The organism is Falsiroseomonas frigidaquae, from assembly GCF_012163145.1.
Classification (GTDB): domain Bacteria; phylum Pseudomonadota; class Alphaproteobacteria; order Acetobacterales; family Acetobacteraceae; genus Falsiroseomonas; species Falsiroseomonas frigidaquae.
Window position 1 is genome coordinate 663184 of sequence record NZ_JAAVTX010000003.1, and the last position, 17185, is coordinate 680368.

The following is a 17185-nucleotide window of genomic DNA, read 5'->3' on the forward strand; positions in this document are numbered from 1 at the left end:
GGATGATCGCCAGCCTCGGCCAACCGCCATCCCCGGCGGCCGCTCTCGCGCTACCCGCCGAACCGCCCGAGGTCCTGCCGGACCTGATCGCAGGGCTGGTTGAACATGGCCGCCCGGTCGCCCGTGATATCGCCCTCGGCCTGCTGCGGCGACAGCTCGGCCGCATCCAGGGCCGCGTGCAGCGGGCCTTCGAGGCGCATGACCTGTCCGGCCTGGGCGCCGCCCGCTGGCTGGCCGCGCTGACGGATGGCATCGTCTCGGCCATCCACACCTACACCCTCGCGGTCTGTGCCAATCCGGCGGATGCGCCGAATGGCGCGGTGGAGGCGCCCTTCGCCCTGATCGCCACCGGCGGCTACGGCCGCGGCGTCCTGGCGCCTTATTCCGACATCGACCTGCTGTTCCTGTCCGACCAGCCGCTCGGCCCGCAAGGGCGGCGTTCGGTGGAATTCCTGCTGTACCTGCTGTGGGATCTCGGCCTGAAGGTCGGGCACGCAACGCGCACCCTGTCCGAATGCATCGAGGATTCGCGCGGCGACGTCACCATCCAGACCGCGCTTATCGATGCCCGCTTCCTGGCCGGCGAACGCCCGGTGTTCGAGCGTTTCGACACCGCCTTCCTCGCCGCCCGCAAGGCCAGCGGCCTGGCGCCCTTCCTCGCCGCCAAGCGGGCGGAACGCCAGGCGAGGCACGCCCGCTACGGCGAAAGCCCGTTCCTGGTGGAACCCCATGTGAAGGAAGGCCGCGGCGGGCTGCGCGACCTGCAGACGCTGTACTGGCTGGCTCGCCATGCCTTCGGCGTGCTGCGCATGCCCGAACTGGTCGGCGCGGACAGCCCGGGTGGCGGGCTGCTGACGCCGCAGGAGGCGCGCGCCATCCGCCGCGCCTGGAACTTCCTTTGGACCGTCCGCTTCCACCTGCACTACGTGACCGGCCGTGCCGAGGAACGCCTGACCTTCGACCTGCAGCCCGTCGTCGGTGCCCGGATGGGATACACACGGCATGGTGTGCAGGACGGCGTCGAGCGCTTCATGAAGCACCTGTTCCTGACGGCACGGGACGTGGTGCGCCTGACCCGCCTGCTGGAACCGGCGATCGAACGCGCCGCGCTCGGCCCGCCCGCGGTGCTGCCCGCCGGCGATGCGGCGCTGTCCCAGGCCGGCATGGCGCTGGCAGACGGGAAAGTGCTGTTCGCGCCGGACCGCAACATCGCCGCCGACCCGGCCATCATGCTGCGCCTGGTGCGCGCCGCGCGCGACCGCAACCTGGAGATCCACCCGCTCGCCCATCGCGCGCTGATCCGCAACGCCCGCTACGCCGTGCATCTGCGGGACGACCCGCCGGCCAATGCGCTGTTCCTGGATCTGCTGACCGGCCGCGACCCGGCGCGCTTCATGCGCGTACTGAACGAGGTGGGCTTCCTGTCCCGCTTCATGCCGGACTGGGCGCGCATCGTCGGCCTGATGCAGTTCGACACCTACCACGTGTTCACCGTGGAGGAGCACACGATCGAGGCGATCGGCGTGCTGGCCGCCCTCGAACGCGGCGAGCTGGGGGAGGTAGCGCCGGTCGCCTCCGAGCTGATCGGCCAGGTGCAATCCCGCCGCGCGCTGTATGTCTCCGTCCTGCTGCACGACATCGCCAAGGGGCGCGGCGGCGACCATTCGGAACTCGGCGCGCAGATCGCACTGGAGATCTGTCCCAAGCTCGGCCTTTCGCCGGAGGAGACGGAGACCGTCTCCTGGCTCGTGCTGAACCACCTGCTGATCAGCCAGACCGCCTTCAAGCGCGACATCGACGACCCGAAGACCATTCTGGATATCGCCGAGACCGTACAGTCACCGGAGCGGCTGCGGCTGCTGCTGGTGATGACGGTGGCCGATATGCGCGCTGTCGGGCCCAAGGTGTGGAATGGCTGGAAGGCAACGCTGCTGCGCGAATTGTACTGGCGCGTGGCGGAGGTGCTGGCCGGCGGTCTCTCCGTGCCGGAACGCGACACCCGCGTGGCCCGCGCCCGGGCCGCCGCGGCGGCACTGCTGACGCACCAGACCAAGGCCGAGACGGATCTGTTCCTCGGCCTCGGCTATCCCGGCTACTGGCTGTCCTTCGACCCCGAGACGCATGCCCGCCACGCCGAGATGATCCGCGAGGCGGAAGCCGCCAACGCCCCGCTGACGGTTCGCAGCCGGGTGATCGAGGCCCGCTCCGTCACCGAGGTCACCGTCTACTGCTCCGACCACCCCGGCCTGTTCAGCCGCATCGCCGGCGCGCTGGCGGTGGCGGGGGCCAGCATCGTCGATGCGCGGATCCACACCATGACCAACGGCATGGCGCTGGACACCTTCTGGGTGCAGGACGCCGCCGGCGGCGCCTTCGACGCACCGCACCGCCTGGCGCGGCTCTCCGTGCTGATCGAGCAGTCGCTGTCCGGCCGCCTGCGGCTGGAGGCGGAGATCGCCAAGGTGCGGCGCGAACCCGCCCGGCTGCGCGCGGTGACCATCCCGCCCCGCGTGGTGCTGGACAACCATGCGTCGAACACCCACACCGTGATCGAGGTGAATGGCCGCGACCGGCCAGGGCTGCTGCATGCGGTGACGGCGGCGATCAGCGGCCAGGGCCTGCAGATCGCCAGCGCCCACATCACCACCTATGGCGTGCGGGCGGTGGACGTCTTCTATGTGAAGGACGTGTTCGGCCTGAAGGTGGAGAACGAGCGCAAGCTGGCCTCGCTGCGCAGCGCGCTGCTGGTGGCGCTCGGCGCGCCGGACATGCCGAATGACGGGTCCGTGCGGATCGTCTGAAGGCATTTTGGATCGCGTGCGGTACAACAGGGCGATCCTCTGAGGAACGCCCGATGACCCGTCGCTTCACCTCCCTGCTTGCCCTGCTGCTGCTCGGCGCCTGCGCCCAGGCCAATGTCGCCCCGCTGGCCACGCCTGCGCCCGGCCAGCCCGCCGCGGAACGCCTGCCGGCGCCGGCGCAGATCGTGGTGGAGCGCTTTGCGCTGGACCCCAGCCAGGTCACGCTGGACGGCGCGCCGCTGCTGCGGGCGCGGCGGGCGATGGACGGCAATGACGGCGCCGCGCGGCGTACGGCGGCGGAGGAGGCGATCGCCGGCTTCCAGGGCGCGTTGGTGACCGCGCTGCGTGAACGCGGCTTTGCAGCAGTCCCCGCCACCGAGGCCGGCCCCGCCACGCCACGCCTGCTGGTGCGTGGCCGCTTCAGCGCGCTGGAGGAAGGCAACCGCGCACGCCGCGCCGTGGTTGGCTTCGGGCTCGGTGCGAGCCGGGTGGCAGGCACCGCGGAGTTGGCCTTCCTGGATCCGGCAACGGCAGCGCCGCGCGTGGTGGATGGCTTCGCGCTGGATGCCGATAGCGGCCGCATGCCCGGCGGCGTGCTCGGCGCCGGGCGCGGCGCGGGCCTGGTGGTGGCCGGCACCGCGATCCGCGGCGCGATGGGCAAGGCGCGTGGGCCGCAGGAGATCGGCGCGCTGGCGCGGGGAACGGCGGACCGGATTGTGGCGTATGCGACGGCGCAGGGGTGGCGGTGAGGCGCTACCCCTTCACCATCCCGATCGGCGCCACCTCCTCCGTCACCCCCGCCAGTACCTCCGCCACATGCCGCACCTGCACAAGCGAGCCTTCCCGGCCCAGCTTGCCCGCCATGTTCAGCAGGCAGCCGAGGTCGCCGGCCAGCAGCGTGTCGGCGCCGGTGGCGATGATGTCCTTGGTCTTGTCGCCCACCATGCGGGTCGAGATGTCGGGGTATTTCACGCAGAAGGTGCCGCCGAAGCCGCAGCACAGCTCGCTGTCGCCCATTTCGCGCAGTGCCAGGCCGGCGACCGAACCCAGCAGCTTGCGCGGCTGCGCCTTCACGCCGAGTTCGCGCAGGCCAGAGCAGCTGTCGTGATAGGTGGCGATGCCGTCGAACTTCGCCTCCACCTGGGTCATGCCGCGCACATCGACCAGGAAGGAGACCAGCTCATGCGTCTTCGCGGCCAGCGCCTCCGCCTTGCCGCGGTAATGCGGGTCATCGGCGAAAAGCCCCGGGAAGTGGTGGCTGATCATCCCGGCGCAGGAGCCTGACGGCGCCACCACATAGTCGAAGCGCAGGAAGTCATCGACCACGGCGCGGGCCAGTTCGGTGGCGGTGGCGCGGTCGCCGGAATTATAGGCGGGCTGGCCGCAGCAGGTCTGGCTTTCCGGCACCACCACCTCGCACCCCGCCTGCTCCAGCAGCTTCAGCGCGGCGAAGCCGACCGAGGGACGGTACAGATCCACCAGGCAGGTGACGAACAGCGCGACGCGGGGGCGGGTCGGGGTCATCTTGCTACCTTATGACAGCGGCTGCGGCTCGGCGAGGCTGACCCAGAGCGGGTCCTTCAGCTTCTTGGCGACGAAGGCGGCATGGGCTGCCAGCTCGTCTTCGCTCGGCACGATGGGTCGCGGCGTGCGGGCGACCGGCGCCACCACGATGCTGCCCATGGCCACCGGGCGGGCGGCCCGGGCGGCGAGTTCCAGGCCCGGCTGCTTGCCGCCCATCAGCTCCAGGTAGACTTCGGCCAGCAGCTTCACGTCGAGCAGCGCGTTATGCGCCGTCCGCATGGTGTTATCGACGCCGAGGCGGCGGCACAGCGAATCCAGGCTGTTCGGCAGGCCGGGATAGCGCCGCTTGGCCACCGCCAGGCTGTCCACCATCCGCGCGCGGTCCAGGCGCTTATGGCCGGCGCGCACCAGCTCCGCATCCAGGAAGCCGAAATCGAAGGGCGCGTTGTGGGCGATGATCTCGCTGTCGCCCAGGAAATCCAGCATCCGCCCGGCGATGTCGCGGAACAGCGGCTTGCCGCGCAGCATCTCCACCGTCATGCCGTGCACGCGGGTGGCTTCCTCGGGGATGTCGCGCTCTGGGTCCACCAGCTCGTGGAACGTCGCGCCCGTCGGCATGAAGTTGAAGATCTCGATCGCCGCCACCTCGATCACCCGGTCGCCGGAGGCGGGGTCGAGGCCGGTGGTCTCGGTATCCAGCACGATCTGGCGCATGGGCTAACGCATCCTTCGGACCAGCGCGCGGATCTGGCGCTGGGCGTGGTGGCGGGACTGGCCGGTATGGATGACCTCATCGGCCAAGCGGCGTTTTCGCGCATCCGGCATCTGCCGGGCGAGGATGGCGGCCAGGCGGTCCGGCGTCATCCCCTTGCGGCGCAGCACCCGGGCCCGCTGCACGGCGGCGGGGGCGGAGACGACCAGCACGAAATCCACCCGCTTCTGGCCGCCGGTTTCCAGCAGCAGCGGAATATCGAGCACCGCCAGCGCCTCCGCCCTCCGCCGGCAGGCCGCCAGGAAGCGGTTTTCGGCCCGGCGCACCAGCGGATGCATGATGCCCTCCAGCCGCTTCAGCGCCGCCGGGTCGCCCAGCACGCGGCTGCGCAGCGCCTCCCGGTTCACGCGGCCTTCGGTCGTGGTGCCGGGGAAGGCGGCCTCCACCGGGGTGACGGCCGCGCCGCCCGGCCCCTGCAAGGCATGCACGGCGGCATCGGCATCGAAGACCGGCACGCGCAGGCGGCGGAAGGTGTTGGCGGCGGTCGATTTGCCCATCCCGATGCTGCCGGTCAGGCCGATGATCCTCACGCCAGCAGATCCGCCGCGACGAATTGGCGCAGTTCCGCATCCACGGTGGGGGCGACGCCGAACCACTGATGAAAACCGGGCCGCGCCTGGTGCAGCAGCATGCCGAGCCCATCCACCGCCCGCAGGCCGCGCCCGCGTGCCTGGGCCAGCAGGGCGGTTTCCAGCGGAACATAGACCATGTCCGCCACCACCGCCGAGGCGGGCAGCGGGGCCAGGTCGATCTCCAGCGGCGGCTCACCGGCCATGCCGAGCGAGGTGCCGTTGACCAGCAGGGAAGCGTCCTCAAGCCGCGGCGCGTCCGTCACCTCGACCGGCCCGCCGAGATCCCGCGCCAGCGCCTCCGCCCGCGCCACGGTGCGGTTGGCCAGCACCAGCCTCGGGCAACCGGCATCGAGCAGTGCGGCGGCGACCGACCGCACTGCGCCGCCGGCGCCCAGGATCACGGCCGGCCCATCGCCCGCCTGCCAGCCTGGCGCCTGTTCCCGGATGGATTCCAGGAAGCCCCAGCCATCCGTGCTGGTGCCCTCGATCCGGCCATCGTCCCGGAAGAACAGCGTATTCACCGACCCGGCCCGCTGCCCCACCGCATCCACCGCATCGCACAGCGCAAAGGCCGCTTCCTTGTGCGGGATGGTCACATTCGCCCCGGCAAACCCCAGCCGGGACAGCGCCCGGACAGCATCGACGAAATGCTCAGGCCGCACCGGCAAGGGCAGGTAGGCGCCATCGATGCCGTGCCGCGCCAGCCAGAAGCCATGCAGCCGCGGTGAGCGGGAATGCGCCACGGGCCAGCCGAGCACGCCGGCCTTGCGGGCCTTGCCGGTTAGGATGTTCATCCCCGTGAAGTGCCCCGCCGCAGCCGCGCCGGTCAATGGTGGCACGTCAATGGTTGCGGGCCCCTCTTTCAACCGGGCGCCGGCAATGCGACAGGAAGGGCCGGAACGGAGAACCCCCCATGGCGCGCAACCTCAAGGTCGCGGTCCAGATGGACCCCATCGCCTCCATCAACATCGACGGCGACAGCACCTTCGCCCTGATGCTCGAAGCCCAGGCCCGCGGCCATGCGCTGTGGCACTATCATGTGCGCGACCTGGCGCTGCTCGGCGGCCGCGTGCTGGCCCAGGCGCAGAAGGTCGAGGTGCGCCGCGAGAAGGGCAACCACTTCACCCTGGCCGCGACCGAGGAACTGGATCTGGGCGAGGTGGATGTGGTGCTGATGCGCCAGGACCCGCCCTTCGACATGGCCTACATCACGGCCACCCACATCCTGGAACACATCCACCCGAAGACCCTGGTGGTGAACGACCCGGCCAGCGTGCGCAACGCGCCGGAGAAGCTGTACGTCACCCATTTCCCCGAGCTGATGCCGCTGACCCTGGTCACCGCCGACATCGGCCAGATCCGCAAGTTCCGGGAAAAGCACGGCGACATCATCATCAAGCCGCTGTTCGGCAATGGCGGCGCCGGCGTCTTCCACCTGCGCCCCGATGATCCGAACATGAATGCGCTGGTGGAGATGTTCACGGAGCGGTCGCGGGAGCCGCTGGTGATCCAGAAATACGTCCCGGCCGTGCGGGAAGGCGACAAGCGCATCATCCTGGTCGATGGCGTGCCGATGGGCGCCATCAACCGCGTGCCGGCGGCCGGCGAGGCGCGGTCCAACATGCATGTCGGCGGCAAGGCCACCCAGACCACCATGACGGACCGGGAGAAGGAAATCTGCGCCGCCATCGGGCCTGAGCTGAAGGCGCGCGGGCTGATCTTCGTCGGCATCGACGTGATCGGCGGCTACCTGACCGAGATCAACGTCACCTCCCCCACCGGGCTGCAGGAAATCGCCCGCTTCGACGGCGTGCATCTGGAACGCGCGCTGTGGGATGCCATTGAAGCCAAGGTCAGCGAAACCAAGGCTGGCGGCTGATCCACGTGAAACATTCGCCGGCACATCGCGACGCGCGGTGAAATGCGGCTGCCGCATCTCCCCCCCATCCTGCGGGGCGGGAGGATGCGGCAATGTCCGACTACAAGACCAAGTTCGCCGCCCGGATCGGTGCGGCCGGGCTGAAATACTTCAACGCGTCCGAGCTGCTGGCCCGGACCTCCGCCAGGAACAAGTTCGGCACGGCCAACAGCAAGCCGCCCGAGAAGCTGTGTGACAACATCATCCCCACCATCATCGTGCTGGACGCGCTGCGCGAGCACCTGGGCAAGTCGATCAGCCTGGTGAGCATCTATCGCAGCGAGGCCTACAACCAGGCCTCCTCCGACAAGACCATGGGCTATACCGGGCGGGCGAAGACGAGCCAGCACATGGCCTTCACCGCGATCGACTTCAAAGTCTCCGGCATGGACTGCACGGAGGTGGAGAAGATCCTGAAGGAATGGAGCAATTCGGGGAAGATGTCCCACTCCCCGGTGTTGTTCGAGCGCAAGGCGGAAAAGGTCTCCGCCGGCACCATCCCGTTCGGGGAACTGCCACGGCTCTGGAAGCTTGGGCCCTTCGGCGTGTGGTTCGCCTTCAAGGGTTATATCCACGCCTACCCGTCCGAGAACTTCACCCACATCGACACCCGCGGCATGACCAGCAAGATGTCGGAGTGAGGCGCGGCACGGATCAGGCGCGGCGCCCGGCCACCGCCCGGAACACCGCCAGCACGATCACCGCGCCGACCACCGCACCGATGAAGCCCGCACCCTCGCCGGCCCGGTACCAGCCCACCGCCTGGCCCAGCCAGGTCGCCACCACGGCGCCCAGGATGCCCAGCAGGATGGTGATGATGAAGCCGCCCGGGTCGCGCCCCGGCATCAGGAATTTGGCCAGCGCACCGGCAAGGAAGCCGATGATGATCGTCCAGATGAAACCCATGTCCCGTCGCTCCGCGTGATGTCGTTGTAACCGTGCAACGCCGCGCGGGTTCCCGCCAACGGGCGATCTGCCAGCCTGGCTACCTTCGGCACACCAGGCGCGGCCGGGCGCCGGCGCCGGGCGGGATCACCAACCGTGCCCGCAGCCCCGGCGCGCACAGCCCGGCCACCGCCCGCGGCGCCAGCGCCGCACCACGCGCCACACGGACGCGCGTGTGGTAGGCGAGGCCGCGGCCCGGCTCCATCGAATGGTATTGCGCCACCGCCTCCGCCCAGCTTGCGGTGCGGCCGCGCAGCTCCCGCAGGAAGCGCACCGCATAGGCAACGTTGGTCGGCGGGTGGAAGGCCTGGGCGAGGTCCGGGAAGGCGTCCGGATGGTAGATCAGGTTCACCTGCATGCAGCCGACATCGATGGAACGCCGCCCATCCTCCCGCAGCGCCCGCACCGTCTCCACCGCTTCCGCCGCGGTTTCCGGGAACAGGCTCTCGCCGCCGGCATTCAGCGCGAAGGGCCAGGGCGCGGCGCCGCCACCGGGGCGCGCGCGGCTGCTCTCGACCCGGGCAATGGCCAGCAGCAGCCCGTCGGGAATCCCGCTCCGCGCCTCCGCCGCCGAAATGGCGCGGGTGCAGGCGGTCCAGGGGTCATCCGTTCCCGAAGCCGCCGGCTGGGCGGACGCGGTGGCGGATGCGACGAGCAGCGCGGCGAGAAGGACAGGGCGCAGCATGCACGCCACCTGCCCGTCCCGCGCCCATCGCGTCAACCTCCGCGGGTCACAGGCCGAAGGTAACCAGGCCGCGCGCATCGATGGTCCAGGCGGGATTCCAGGCGATTTCCCAGGGGTGTCCATCCGGATCGGCGACGTAGCCCCTGAAGCCGCCATGTGGCGGCGCGTCGGCGGCGCGCATCAGGCACCCGCCCGCGCCGACCAGCCTTTCCATGGCCGGCACCACATCCTCCCGCGCCGCCACGTTGTGGCGCGTAGGAGGATGAACCGGTGCGTCCGGCGTCGTTCATGTCGGCGTCCAGCGCCTGCCGCAGCCAGGTGCCGAGCATCAGGCCGTTCATCTGGTAGAAGATGACTTCCGCATTCTCGAAGACCGGATTCCAGCCGAAGCCGGACCCATAGAAGGTCCGCGACCGGGCAAGATCGGCGACGCCGAGGGTGATCACCGAGATCTGCTGCTGCATGGTCATGTCCTCCGCCCTGGAAGCGGTCCTGCTACGCCCGGCCGATCCCGGCGGAACATCCCGTCTCCGTCAGAGCCAGGCGCTGCCGTTTCCCAGGCCGGTCAGGAAGACCCCCGCTTCCGGCGGCCCGACCAGCAACAGCAGGCCGAGCCCCACCGCGGCCGTGGAGGCCAGCAGCAGCGCCACCATCCGCCCGGCCCCCCGCACCGGCGCGACAAGCAGGGAGGACAGCACCCCCGCCCCGCCGGCCAGCAACAGCGACGCCGCGGTGAACAGCGCCGTCATTTCCCCCACCGTTGCCGCATCTCCAGGCCTCCTTCCACCTCATCCGGGTGCAGGCTAGGCCGGGCGTCGTAACCGCCGCGTGGCGCAAGTGTGTCGAAACCTTGCCACCAGGGCATCGGCGCCCGACATTGCGGGTAGAGACGCAGGTGGTTGACCCGGCCACAGCCGGCCCCCTAGCGTCATCCCCTTGCAACTTCACGGTTTGGGACACGCCCCCTATGGGTCCAATCACCAGGCCGCCGCGCCCCACCGGGTCGCCCGCGATGAGCCCTCTGCCGCCCGGGTTGGACGACCGCAGCGCGGCCATCTTCCGCGAGCTGGTGGAAACCTATGTGGCGACCGGGGAGCCGGTGGGGTCCCGCACCCTGTCGCGCCGCCTGCCGCAAGCCTTGTCCCCCGCCACCATCCGCAACGTCATGGCGGATCTGGAGGATGCCGGGCTGCTATTCGCCCCGCACACCTCCGCCGGGCGGCTGCCGACCGAACGCGGGCTGCGCCTGTTCGTCGACGGGCTGCTGCAATTCGGCGCGTTGGGGGAGGAGGAGCGGGACGCCATCACCGCGCGCTGCGCCGCGGGCGGGCGTTCGCTGCAGGAAACGCTGGGCGAGGCCAGCCAGATGCTGTCCGGCCTTGCCGGGGCCGCCGGGCTGGTGGTGGCACCGAAGCGGGAAGCGCCTGTGCGGCACATCGAATTCGTGGCGCTGGGCACCGGCCGGGCGCTGGTGGTGCTGGTGACGGCCGATGGCCAGGTGGAGAACCGCGTCATCGAGGTGCCGCTCGGCCTGCCGCCTTCCGCCCTGCAACAGGCCAGCAACTACCTGAATGCGCGGCTTTCGGGCCGCACGCTGGAGGAGACGCGCGGCACGGTGGCGCAGGAAATCGCCGCCAACCGCACCGCGCTGGATGCGCTGACGCATCAGGTGATCGAGGCCGGGCTCGGCACCTGGTCCGGCGGCGCCGGCGGGTCGCTGATCCTGCGTGGCCAGGCCAAGCTTTTGCAGAACCTGGACCACGCCCAGCGCGTGCAGGACATCCAGGCGCTGTTCGAGCGGCTGGAAGCGCAGGAGACGATGCTGCGGCTGCTCGACCTGGCGCAGCGGGGGGAGGGGGTGCAGATCTTCATCGGCGCGGAAAGCGGCCTGTTCGACAGCGCCGGGCTTTCGATGGTGGTCAGCCCCTTCCGCAACGGGGCGGAGCAGATCGTCGGGGCCATCGGCGTGATCGGGCCGACGCGGATCAACTACGGCCGGATCATCCCGGTGGTGGATTACACGGCACGCGTGATCGGGCGCCTGCTGGGCTAGCAGGCGCAACCCGCGCTATATCTGCCGCAAGCAGGAGAGCGCCCGTGGTCCACATCACCTCCCCCGCCTTCAAGGCGAATGCCGCCCGCGCTTTGGCCGATGCCGGGCTGCAGAAGGCGCTCGACCGCAGCAAGGGCACGTCGCACGGCAAACGCGCCGCCGCCGTGGCCGCGCTGCCGGAATTCGAGCGGCTGCGCGACATCGGCCGCGACATCAAGAACCACACCCTCGCCAATCTGGATTTCTACCTGGAGGCCTATGCCGCCCAGGTGGAACGCGCCGGTGGCACCGTCCATTGGTGCTCGACCGCCGATGAAGCCCGCGCCGCTGTCCTGAAGATCTGCCGCGACAAGGGCGCGCGCACGGTCACCAAGGGCAAGTCGATGATCTCCGAGGAGCTCGGCATCAACGAGCACCTGGAAGCCCATGGCATCGAGCCGGTGGAAACCGACCTCGGCGAATACATCCTGCAGATCCGCAAGGAGCCGCCGAGCCACATCATCGGCCCGGCCTTCCATTTGAACCGCGAGGATTGGGAAAGCACCTTCCGCGAGATCCACACGGAGCTGCCGAAGGACCGCGTCTTCCATGAGCGCAGCGACATCATGGCGGAGGCCCGCACCAAGCTGCGGTCCCGCTTCCTCGCGGCGGATGTCGGCATCACCGGCGCCAATTTCCTGATCGCCGAGACCGGCAGCAGCGTCATCGTCACCAATGAGGGCAATGGCGACCTGACGCAGACCCTGCCGAAGACCCACATCGTGCTGGCGTCGATCGAGAAGGTCGTGCCGACGCTGGAGGATGCGACCAGCCTGCTGCGCCTGCTCGCCCGGTCCGCCACCGGCCAGGACTTCTCGGTCTATACCACCTTCTCCACCGGCATCCGGCGCGAAGGCGATCTGGATGGGCCGGAGGACTATCATGTGGTCCTGATCGACAATGGCCGGTCCAACATGATCGGCACGGATTTCCAGGAGATGCTGCGCTGCATCCGCTGCGCCGCCTGCATGAACCACTGCCCGGTCTATGGCGTGACCGGCGGCCATGCCTATGGCTGGGTCTATCCCGGCCCGATGGGCAGCGTCCTGACGCCGACGCTGATCGGCATCGACAAGGCCGGCAACCTGCCCAACGCCAGCACCTTCTGCGGCAAATGCGAGAGCGTCTGCCCCGTGAAAATCCCGCTGCCGAAGCTGATGCGCCATTGGCGCGAACGGGAATTCGAGCGGCATCTGTCACCGCAATCCGTGCGCTCCGGCCTCGCCTTCTGGGCCTGGTTCGCCAAGCGGCCGGGGCTGTACCGCATGGCGACAAAGCTCGGCATCGGCGCGCTGTCGCTGCTCGGTCGCGGCAAGGGCAAGTTCACCTCCCTGCCGCTGGCCAGCGGCTGGACCGCGGGGCGGGACCTGCCGGTGCCCGAACCAGGCGGCACCTTCATGGCGCGGTACAAGGCCCAGAAGGCGGCGGATCAGCGGGCGGCGCGCCGATGAGCAACGACAAGATGTTGCCGGCAGGCGATGAGGCGGAGCGCATCCATGGCTACCGCTTTCCCGACCAGAGCGTTCCCACGCGCAGCACCCCGCGGCCTACGGGCACGTTGGAGGAAATCTACGCCCGCATCGACGCCGACACGCCCGCGGCGCGGCTGAACGAGGACCTCGACCGGATCGAGGGCGCGCTGGCCAAGCTGGAACAGGCGGTACGCGACGCGATGGAAGACGAACAGCGATGAGCAAGGACGCCATCCTCGGCGCGATCCGCCGCGGCCTGAAGCGCGGCCCGCTGCCGGCGGACCAGCAGGCCATGCTGGCCGGGCGCATCGCCACCCATCCGCGCCACCTGATCCCGGCCCGGTCGCGCCTGCCACGCGCCGAGCAGATCGCGCTGTTCATCCGCAATGTCGAAAAGGAATTCGGCACGGTCGAACGCGTGCCGGACCACGCCGCCATCCCCGCCGCCGTGGCGGATTACCTGGCGGCGCAGAACCTGCCCTCCCGCCTGGTGATGGCGCCGCACCCGGACCTCACCGATATCGACTGGTCCACCCGCCCGATGCTGGAGCGGGAGGCGCGCCGCGCCGAGGCCGCCGATGCCGTGTCCCTGCAGCATGCCTGGGCCGGCATCGCCGAGACCGGCACGCTGGTACTGCCCTCCGACGCGCAGCGCCCGACCACGCTGAACCTGCTGCCGGATACCGAGATCGCCGTGCTGCGGGCGTCCGACGTGGTCGGCGCCTATGAGGAAGCCTGGGACCGGCTGCGCGCCGGCGCGCCGGATGCGCTGACCGGCGGCTTCATGCCGCGCAACATCATGCTGGTCACCGGCCCCTCCCGCTCCGCCGATATCGAGCAGACGCTGGAGCTCGGCGCGCATGGCCCGCGCCGCCTGCACATCCTGCTGGTGGAGGATGAGCCCGCGCCGCGCATGGAAAGCCCTTCCGAGGCCCGCGCCGAGGCCACCACCCAGCCGGGCGCCCCCGCCGCACCGGGCGATTGACCTTCCCATGCGCGAAAAGCGGCTGAACCAGGCCGACCTCGCGCTGTGGCGCGCCTTCACCGCGGAGATCCGGCCGCTGTTCGGCCATCAGCGCCCGCCGGCGCCGCCCGCTTTGGCGCCCGCGCCCGAACCGGCACCGCCGGCGCAGCTCGCCATCGCGCCACCGCCGAGGCCGGGCCGCCCACTGCCGCCGCCGGAAATCCGGGTGGGGGAGGTGCCGGGCGGCCTCGACCGCAAGCGCTGGCAGGCGCTGCGCCGCGGTGACATGCGGGCGGAGCGCACGCTGGACCTGCATGGGCGGCGGGTGGCGGAAGCGCATCTGGTCTTTCGGGCGTTCCTGCACCGCGCGGCGGCGGAGGGCGTGCGGACCGTGACGGTGGTGACGGGCAAGGGGCCGCAGCCGGAGGGCGGCATCATCCAGCGCGAATTGCCGCATTGGCTGAACGACCCGGATCTGCGCCCGCTGGTGCTCGGCGCCGCGCATCCGCACCCGACCAATTCCGGCGCGGTGAACCTGCTGCTGCGCCGCCGCCGCACCAATACGGCAGCGCCGCAGAAAGGCCCCCGGCGGTGATGCCGCCCTGGGGGCACCGCCGATGACCCCCTTCGGCGCCCGGCTGCGGATGCTGCGGCGGCAGCGGCGGGTGACGCTGAAGGACATGGCGACGCATCTGCAGGTTTCGTCCGCCTATCTCTCGGCGCTGGAGCACGGCCATCGGGGCCGGCCCTCGGCCGGGCTGGTGCACCAGGTGAACGAGTTCTTCGGCCTGATCTGGGACGAGGCGGAGGAGCTGTCGGAGCTCGCCAAACTTTCCCACCCCCGCGTCATGCTGGACACGGCCGGGCTGACGCCGGAGGCGACGGCGCTGGCGAACCGGCTGGCGGAGGGGATCCACCGCCTCAGCCCGCAGACGGTGGCGGCGATGCATGGGCTGCTGGACCGGGAAGTGCCGGCCGGGGAGAAGCCGAGGCTGCGAAGGGCGGCGGGGCGGTAGGAGGGGGGGCGCCTGCCCCCGCCCGGCCGCTGCGCGGCCACCCTCCCCTGCGGAGCGGGGGAGGGTCGGGGTGGGGGCTCGGCGCCCTACCGCGCGTGCCCGTCCCGCAGCAGCGCCGGAAGCTGGCGGAAATCCAGACCCTCCAGCAGGTCGTCGGCCGCCAGGCTGCTGCCCCACATCGCCTCCAGCACCGCCACCGCCGCCTGGGTCAGCGGCATCGCCACGCCACGCGGCACCGCCAGGCGCAGCCACAGCGCCAATCCGTAGGTGACGCTGACGGCCAGATGCGCCGCATCCAGCCCGCGCGGCCCGGGGGTGGCGCGGGCGGCGGCCAGGGCGCGGGCCATCACCGGCAGCGGCGCTTCCGGCACGCCGGCCAGGCGATGCAGCCCGGCGGCCAGGCTCGGCACCGCATGGCCATAGGCGCTGGCGAGTTCCAGCCGTTCCGCATCCAGGCGCTCCGCCAGGCGGCAGATGGCGGGGGTCATGCGGGCGTGCTGGTCCCAATCCTCCCCGGCCTCGATCCGGGTGACATTGCCCAGCGCCAGCGCCGCCTGCAGCACCGGCTCATGCGCCGCCAGCGCCGCGCCCAGCGCATCGGCCAGCGGGATGAAGCGCATGCCGAACAGATCGGCGCATAGCCCGGCCAGCGGGCCGGCGGAGGCGGCGGGAATGGCGGCCAGTTCCACCTCCTCCGGCAATGCCAGGATGCGAAGCTCATCCCCGGCCAGCCGCTCCGCCACCACCGGCGGTGTCGCCATGGCGCCGATCGGGGCGTGGCGGCCCTGCCGGGCCAGCAGCCGGTCCAGCAGCAGCGGGGCCAGCGAATGGCTTGGCGCCAGCAGCACCGGCACGCCTTCCGTCAGCATCGGCGCGATGCGGCGCAGCACCGGGCCCAGCGCATGCGGCGGCACGCTGACCAGCACGGCGCTGGCCCCGGCCAGGGCGCGCGCCACATCCACCGCGACATCCACCCGCGCGGTGCCGGACAGCACGCCCTGCACCGCCAGGCTGCTGCCGATGCCATGCGTGCCGCCGCCGCGCGGCGACCACAGCGCGGCCTCATGCCCCCGGCTGACGGCCAGCGCCGCCGCCCCCGGCCCCACCGCACCGGCCCCCAGGACTGCCAGGCGCATGCGTTTCAGGCTTTCGGAGGCGGCGCGGCGGCGGGCCGGCCGTGAGAGGCGGGATCGGGCGGGGCGAGGCGGATCATCGGAACCACCTTACAGGCGCTTCGCGGGTTCCGCACCCCGCCGCGCTGCCGGGAGCACCCGGCGCACCACAGCGGCAACAAATCTTGCGGAGACACCCCCGTGTTCACAGGACCGTCGCCAGTCCTTCATTGCCCTGCCTTCGATCGCGGTATTAATGCTTGTCCATGCAGGCAACCGCCCGAATGACCGCGCCGGATGTGCTGCGCCCCCGCAAGCGGCGCCTCGCAATCCAATTCTCCGCCTCGGACCCCGAGGGGCTGTGGGGCGATGTCCTGGGGGAGCGTCCGCTGGGCGGCCGCTTCCGCGCGGTGCGCAGGCTGGTCTGCCTGCTGCTATGGACCATCATCGCCATCCCGATCCAGGCGTTTCTGCTGTTGCTGCCCGGACGCGGCGCCGCCTCCTTCGCACGGGTCTACCACCGCACGCTCTGCGCGCTGATGGGCCTTCGCATCCAGGTGGTAGGCGAGGCCTCGACGGCGAAGCCGGTGCTGTTCGTCTCCAATCATTCCTCCTGGCTCGACATCCTGGTGCTCGGCGCGACGCTGGAGGCGAGCTTCGTCGGCAAGTCGGAAATCGAGGGCTGGCCGCTGATCAATACCGTGGCCAGGCTCGGCCGCACCGTCTTCGTCAGCCGCCGCCGCAGCGGCACGAAGGGGGAGGCGGATTCGATCCGCGCCCGGCTGGCCGCCGCCGACAATCTGATCCTGTTCCCCGAGGGCACCACCAGCGATGGCGGCCGCGTGCTGCCGTTCCGCAGCGCCTTCCTGTCGGTGGCCGACAGCGCGCGGGTGGTGCAGCCGGTGTCGGTGGTGTTCGACCGGCTGGGCGGCCTGCCGGCCTGCCGGCGCGACCGGCCGCTGTTTGCCTGGTATGGCGACACCGACATCTTCACCCATTTCTGGCGCCTGGCGCGGCGCCCCGGCGGGCGCGCCACCATCATCCTGCACGCGCCGCTGGACCCGGCCGCCTGGCCGGATCGCAAGGTGCTGGCGGCGGCCTGCTCCCAGGTGGTGGCGGATAGCTGTTCCACGCTGCGGCAGAACCGCCCGGCCCTGCCGCTGCGCGCCACGCCGCCCCGCCCCCGCACCGACGCGCCGCCGGAAATCCTGCCGGCGTGACGCGCCGGACCCACGCTTCCCGCTTGACCCGGCGCGGGCCGATCCCGCAGCCTGACCGCGTGGTGAGACAGCCCCGGCAACCCTTCCTGGCC

Annotated in this window: 20 protein-coding genes; 11 read left to right on the plus strand and 9 right to left on the minus strand. The window is 70.9% G+C overall.

Annotated features, from left to right (window positions below):
• Positions 1-2 precede the first annotated feature (2 nt).
• Positions 3-2801, plus strand: a complete 2799-nt coding sequence (locus HB662_RS12095) for a [protein-PII] uridylyltransferase (protein WP_168050103.1) — start codon at positions 3-5, stop codon at positions 2799-2801.
• Between the two features lie 53 nt (positions 2802-2854).
• Positions 2855-3550 carry a DUF4410 domain-containing protein gene (locus HB662_RS12100; protein WP_168049954.1) on the plus strand — a complete coding sequence of 232 codons (696 nt, stop codon included), beginning with the start codon at positions 2855-2857 and terminating at the stop codon, positions 3548-3550.
• Positions 3551-3554: 4 nt separating this feature from the next.
• On the opposite strand, the gene HB662_RS12105 is transcribed toward HB662_RS12100, so the two are convergent.
• The 4 genes from HB662_RS12105 to HB662_RS12120 are packed head-to-tail and all read right to left on the minus strand — an operon-like array spanning position 3555 to position 6463.
• Complete coding sequence (locus tag HB662_RS12105) at positions 3555-4325, minus strand: (Fe-S)-binding protein (RefSeq protein ID WP_168049955.1); 771 nt, start codon at positions 4323-4325, stop codon at positions 3555-3557.
• Positions 4326-4334: 9 nt separating this feature from the next.
• A complete protein-coding gene (gene dnaQ / locus HB662_RS12110) occupies positions 4335-5039 on the minus strand; it encodes a DNA polymerase III subunit epsilon (protein WP_168049956.1) in 705 nt (234 codons plus the stop codon).
• A gap of 3 nt (positions 5040-5042) precedes the next feature.
• Positions 5043-5627, minus strand: coding sequence for a dephospho-CoA kinase (gene coaE / locus HB662_RS12115; RefSeq protein WP_168049957.1), 585 nt, complete (start codon positions 5625-5627; stop codon positions 5043-5045).
• A complete protein-coding gene (locus HB662_RS12120; protein WP_209443243.1) occupies positions 5624-6463 on the minus strand; it encodes a shikimate dehydrogenase in 840 nt (279 codons plus the stop codon). Before HB662_RS12120 ends, coaE begins: the two co-directional genes overlap by 4 nt.
• 119 nt (positions 6464-6582) lie before the next feature.
• Between HB662_RS12120 and gshB the strand changes: the two genes are divergently transcribed.
• Positions 6583-7548: a glutathione synthase gene (gene gshB, locus HB662_RS12125; protein ID WP_168049958.1), complete on the plus strand. Its 966-nt coding sequence runs from the start codon at positions 6583-6585 to the stop codon at positions 7546-7548.
• Between the two features lie 92 nt (positions 7549-7640).
• Entirely contained in the window at positions 7641-8228 is a 588-nt protein-coding gene (locus tag HB662_RS12130) for a D-Ala-D-Ala carboxypeptidase family metallohydrolase (protein WP_168049959.1), read from the plus strand.
• Positions 8229-8241: 13 nt separating this feature from the next.
• Here HB662_RS12130 and HB662_RS12135 read toward each other — a convergent pair whose 3' ends face one another.
• From HB662_RS12135 to HB662_RS12150, 4 genes are all read right to left on the minus strand, one after another.
• Positions 8242-8493, minus strand: coding sequence for a GlsB/YeaQ/YmgE family stress response membrane protein (locus HB662_RS12135; RefSeq protein ID WP_168049960.1), 252 nt, complete (start codon positions 8491-8493; stop codon positions 8242-8244).
• Between the two features lie 79 nt (positions 8494-8572).
• Positions 8573-9217 (minus strand): lytic transglycosylase domain-containing protein, encoded by a 645-nt coding sequence (locus HB662_RS12140; RefSeq protein WP_168049961.1) that lies wholly within the window; start codon positions 9215-9217, stop codon positions 8573-8575.
• Positions 9218-9249: 32 nt separating this feature from the next.
• Positions 9250-9681, minus strand: coding sequence for a hypothetical protein (locus HB662_RS30115; RefSeq protein ID WP_456305472.1), 432 nt, complete (start codon positions 9679-9681; stop codon positions 9250-9252).
• A 69-nt stretch (positions 9682-9750) separates the two neighbouring features.
• A complete protein-coding gene (locus HB662_RS12150; RefSeq protein ID WP_168049962.1) occupies positions 9751-9966 on the minus strand; it encodes a hypothetical protein in 216 nt (71 codons plus the stop codon).
• A 263-nt stretch (positions 9967-10229) separates the two neighbouring features.
• Between HB662_RS12150 and hrcA the strand changes: the two genes are divergently transcribed.
• The 6 genes from hrcA to HB662_RS12180 are packed head-to-tail and all read left to right on the plus strand — an operon-like array spanning position 10230 to position 14761.
• Complete coding sequence (gene hrcA, locus HB662_RS12155) at positions 10230-11270, plus strand: heat-inducible transcriptional repressor HrcA (RefSeq protein ID WP_245185581.1); 1041 nt, start codon at positions 10230-10232, stop codon at positions 11268-11270.
• A gap of 44 nt (positions 11271-11314) precedes the next feature.
• The gene (locus HB662_RS12160; protein WP_168049964.1) at positions 11315-12760 is read left to right on the plus strand and encodes a LutB/LldF family L-lactate oxidation iron-sulfur protein; all 1446 of its coding nucleotides are present in this window, start codon (positions 11315-11317) and stop codon (positions 12758-12760) included.
• Positions 12757-13002, plus strand: coding sequence for a hypothetical protein (locus HB662_RS12165; RefSeq protein ID WP_168049965.1), 246 nt, complete (start codon positions 12757-12759; stop codon positions 13000-13002). The genes HB662_RS12160 and HB662_RS12165 overlap by 4 nt, the downstream gene beginning before the upstream one ends.
• Entirely contained in the window at positions 12999-13766 is a 768-nt protein-coding gene (locus HB662_RS12170) for a LutC/YkgG family protein (RefSeq protein WP_168049966.1), read from the plus strand. The genes HB662_RS12165 and HB662_RS12170 overlap by 4 nt, the downstream gene beginning before the upstream one ends.
• A 7-nt stretch (positions 13767-13773) precedes the next feature.
• Positions 13774-14340, plus strand: coding sequence for a Smr/MutS family protein (locus HB662_RS12175; protein WP_168049967.1), 567 nt, complete (start codon positions 13774-13776; stop codon positions 14338-14340).
• Positions 14341-14362: 22 nt separating this feature from the next.
• Positions 14363-14761, plus strand: a complete 399-nt coding sequence (locus HB662_RS12180; RefSeq protein WP_168049968.1) for a helix-turn-helix domain-containing protein — start codon at positions 14363-14365, stop codon at positions 14759-14761.
• Between the two features lie 86 nt (positions 14762-14847).
• Here HB662_RS12180 and HB662_RS12185 read toward each other — a convergent pair whose 3' ends face one another.
• On the minus strand, positions 14848-15897 hold the full coding sequence (locus tag HB662_RS12185; RefSeq protein ID WP_168049969.1) for an NAD/NADP octopine/nopaline dehydrogenase family protein: 1050 nt from the start codon (positions 15895-15897) through the stop codon (positions 14848-14850).
• A 260-nt stretch (positions 15898-16157) separates the two neighbouring features.
• Here HB662_RS12185 and HB662_RS12190 point away from each other — a divergent pair, with 260 nt between their 5' ends.
• Positions 16158-17093: a lysophospholipid acyltransferase family protein gene (locus HB662_RS12190; RefSeq protein ID WP_245185582.1), complete on the plus strand. Its 936-nt coding sequence runs from the start codon at positions 16158-16160 to the stop codon at positions 17091-17093.
• Positions 17094-17185 lie beyond the last annotated feature (92 nt).

What these genes read in the sequence shown, in the direction of transcription:
- HB662_RS12095 (WP_168050103.1), top strand. Translation starts at nt 3, where the DNA reads ATGATCGCCAGCCTCGGCCAACCGCCATCCCCGGCGGCCGCTCTCGCG.
- HB662_RS12100 (WP_168049954.1), top strand. Translation starts at nt 2,855, where the DNA reads ATGACCCGTCGCTTCACCTCCCTGCTTGCCCTGCTGCTGCTCGGCGCC.
- HB662_RS12105 (WP_168049955.1), bottom strand. Translation starts at nt 4,325, where the DNA reads ATGACCCCGACCCGCCCCCGCGTCGCGCTGTTCGTCACCTGCCTGGTG.
- dnaQ (WP_168049956.1), bottom strand. Translation starts at nt 5,039, where the DNA reads ATGCGCCAGATCGTGCTGGATACCGAGACCACCGGCCTCGACCCCGCC.
- HB662_RS12120 (WP_209443243.1), bottom strand. Translation starts at nt 6,463, where the DNA reads ATGAACATCCTAACCGGCAAGGCCCGCAAGGCCGGCGTGCTCGGCTGG.
- gshB (WP_168049958.1), top strand. Translation starts at nt 6,583, where the DNA reads ATGGCGCGCAACCTCAAGGTCGCGGTCCAGATGGACCCCATCGCCTCC.
- HB662_RS12130 (WP_168049959.1), top strand. Translation starts at nt 7,641, where the DNA reads ATGTCCGACTACAAGACCAAGTTCGCCGCCCGGATCGGTGCGGCCGGG.
- HB662_RS12135 (WP_168049960.1), bottom strand. Translation starts at nt 8,493, where the DNA reads ATGGGTTTCATCTGGACGATCATCATCGGCTTCCTTGCCGGTGCGCTG.
- HB662_RS12140 (WP_168049961.1), bottom strand. Translation starts at nt 9,217, where the DNA reads ATGCTGCGCCCTGTCCTTCTCGCCGCGCTGCTCGTCGCATCCGCCACC.
- HB662_RS30115 (WP_456305472.1), bottom strand. Translation starts at nt 9,681, where the DNA reads ATGCAGCAGCAGATCTCGGTGATCACCCTCGGCGTCGCCGATCTTGCC.
- HB662_RS12150 (WP_168049962.1), bottom strand. Translation starts at nt 9,966, where the DNA reads ATGACGGCGCTGTTCACCGCGGCGTCGCTGTTGCTGGCCGGCGGGGCG.
- hrcA (WP_245185581.1), top strand. Translation starts at nt 10,230, where the DNA reads ATGAGCCCTCTGCCGCCCGGGTTGGACGACCGCAGCGCGGCCATCTTC.
- HB662_RS12165 (WP_168049965.1), top strand. Translation starts at nt 12,757, where the DNA reads ATGAGCAACGACAAGATGTTGCCGGCAGGCGATGAGGCGGAGCGCATC.
- HB662_RS12170 (WP_168049966.1), top strand. Translation starts at nt 12,999, where the DNA reads ATGAGCAAGGACGCCATCCTCGGCGCGATCCGCCGCGGCCTGAAGCGC.
- HB662_RS12175 (WP_168049967.1), top strand. Translation starts at nt 13,774, where the DNA reads ATGCGCGAAAAGCGGCTGAACCAGGCCGACCTCGCGCTGTGGCGCGCC.
- HB662_RS12180 (WP_168049968.1), top strand. Translation starts at nt 14,363, where the DNA reads ATGACCCCCTTCGGCGCCCGGCTGCGGATGCTGCGGCGGCAGCGGCGG.
- HB662_RS12185 (WP_168049969.1), bottom strand. Translation starts at nt 15,897, where the DNA reads ATGCGCCTGGCAGTCCTGGGGGCCGGTGCGGTGGGGCCGGGGGCGGCG.
- HB662_RS12190 (WP_245185582.1), top strand. Translation starts at nt 16,158, where the DNA reads ATGACCGCGCCGGATGTGCTGCGCCCCCGCAAGCGGCGCCTCGCAATC.